The sequence below is a fragment of the Pseudomonas protegens genome, assembly GCF_003732485.1.
Taxonomy (GTDB): domain Bacteria; phylum Pseudomonadota; class Gammaproteobacteria; order Pseudomonadales; family Pseudomonadaceae; genus Aquipseudomonas; species Aquipseudomonas protegens_B.
The window spans coordinates 12252-14527 of the sequence record NZ_MOAK01000091.1; the positions used below are offsets into that span (position 1 = coordinate 12252).

2 protein-coding genes are annotated in these 2276 nt (G+C 65.0%); both read right to left on the reverse strand.

What is annotated here, in order from left to right:
• Nucleotides 1-54: 54 nt before the first annotated feature.
• Nucleotides 55-1473 carry a sigma-54 interaction domain-containing protein gene (locus tag BLX41_RS32305; protein WP_123728143.1) on the reverse strand — a complete coding sequence of 473 codons (1419 nt, stop codon included), beginning with the start codon at nt 1471-1473 and terminating at the stop codon, nt 55-57.
• 291 nt (nt 1474-1764) lie between these two features.
• Nucleotides 1765-2276: ATP-binding cassette domain-containing protein (locus BLX41_RS36940; RefSeq protein WP_259745476.1), on the reverse strand; the 512-nt coding region annotated here is incomplete at its 5' end.

A 2276-nucleotide genomic window follows, 5' to 3' on the forward strand; every position in this document is an offset into this window, starting at 1 on the left:
AGCGAAAAGCGCGCAGCGCGCCGGTAAATTCTCAAAACGGAGATTGATGTCTCGTTATGGAGACTCGTCAATCCCCAAGGCCGCCATCTTCTTGTACAGCGTCGAGCGCCCCAGCCCCAGGCGCCGGGCCGCTTCGTCCACTTTGCCGGCACATTGGGCCAGGGTGGCGCCGATCAATTGCCGATCGAATCGCTCCCGGGCCGCGGCGAAGGTTTCCTGGTTCGGCGACTCGACCGGCACCGGGGATTCGGTACGCTGCACCGGGCTGAAACTGCCGATGGCCGCACGAATGTCCGTGGCATTGAGCATCAGGTCGTCGCTGAGCAGCGCCGCGCGCTCCAGTACGTTGCGCAGTTCGCGGATATTTCCCGGCCAGGCATGTTGCGCGAGCAGGGCCAGGGCTTCTCGATCCAGCTCATGCTGGCTGCGCAGCTCTTCGAGTATCCCCTCGCTCAGGGCCGGCAGGTCGTCCAGGCGTTCGCGCAGGGCCGGCACCTGGATCGGCAGCACGTTCAGCCGGTAATACAGGTCAGCACGAAACTCGCCGCGCTTGATCGCGGCTTCAAGGTCGGTGGAGGTGGCGGCGATCACCCGCACATCGCTGTGGATCACTTCGTTGGAGCCCACCGGTTCGAACTCCTTTTCCTGCAGCACCCGCAGCAACTTGCTTTGCAGGGGCAGAGGCATATCGCCGATTTCATCGAGGAACAGGGTGCCGCCCTGGGCGATCTGCAACTTGCCGGCGCGGCCTTTGCGGTCGGCGCCGGTGAAGGCGCCGGGGGCGGTGCCGAAGAACTCGGCTTCCAGCAGGGCCTCGGGAATCGCCGCGCTGTTGATGCTGACAAAGGGCTTGTGGGCCCGGGGCGAGGCGGCGTGGATGGCCTGGGCCAGCAGCTCCTTGCCGGTGCCGGTCTCGCCTTGCAGCAGGACCGGGGATTCGGCGCTGGCGCTGCGCCGGGCCCGGCGTTTGACTTCCAGGCTGGCGGTGCTGGTGCCGATGAAATGGGCGAAGTTGTACTTGGTCTGCCGGGCCCGCAACAAGGAGCGGGTGGAGGCCAGTTCCTCCTGCATGCTCAGGTAGCGCTTGAGCATGGGGGACAGGCTGCGCAGTTCGTCGAACAGGGCGAAGCCGATGGCGCCGATCACCGTGCCGGCGGCGTCGTGGATCGGCAGGCGCATCACCACCAGGGGCTCTTTGGGAGTGTCCTGCATGTCCAGCAGGATGGGGCGGCCGGTGCGTACCACTTCCCGCAACAGGCTGCCGGGGATCACGCTTTCGCAAGGTTTGCCGATGGCGAAGGCGGCGGATTCCAGGCCGAAGCGCCTTGCGTAGCGCTCGTTCATCCAGACGATATTGGCGTCGCGGTCGACGATCACCGTGCCTTCGCTGGACTGCTCGATGATCTCGAACAGCGAACGGATCGCCAGTTGGCGTACACGCTGGTAATCCTTGAGGCTTTCGCTGTCGTTCATGGGGGCATCCTGAAAATGGGCGCGAAGGATTATGCCCGATTTGTAGGAGCCGGCTTGCCGGCGAATGGGGCCTTGGGCGGAGTGGTGATCTTGCGGGCGTCTTCGCTGGCAAGCCAGCTCCTACGGTGGCGGTGAATGTGTTCGCCTGTGTAGGGGCCGGCTTGCCGGCGAATGGGGTCTTGGGCGGGGTGGTGATCTTGTGGGCGTCTTCGCTGGCAAGCCAGCTCCTACGGTGGCGGTGAATGTGTTCGCCCGTGTAGGAGTCGGCTTGCCGGCGAAGGGGCCTTTGGGTCAGCCGGGATGGGCGGCAGCCAGCAGTTCCTGGGTGTAGGGATGCTGTGGGGCTTCGAATACGTCGTGGCTGGCGCCGCGCTCAACCACCTTGCCGTCCTTGATCACGATCATGTCGTGGGCCAGGGCTCGCACCACCGCCAGGTCATGGCTGATGAACAGGTAGGTCAGGCCGTACTTTTCCTGCAGTTGGCGCAGCAGGGCCACCACTTGTTTCTGTACGGTGCGGTCCAGGGCCGAGGTCGGTTCGTCCAGCAGGATCAGCGCCGGTTTCAGGACCAGGGCGCGGGCGATGGCGATGCGCTGGCGCTGGCCACCGGAAAACTCGTGGGGGTAGCGGTGGCGGCTATCGGGGTCGAGGCCGACTTCCTCCAGGGCGCGGATCACTTGTTCGTCGCACTGGCGGGCGTCGTACTGGCTGTGGACTTCCAGGCCTTCGCTGATGATCTGCGCCACCGACATGCGCGGACTGAGGCTGCCGAAGGGGTCCTGGAATACCACCTGCATCTGCT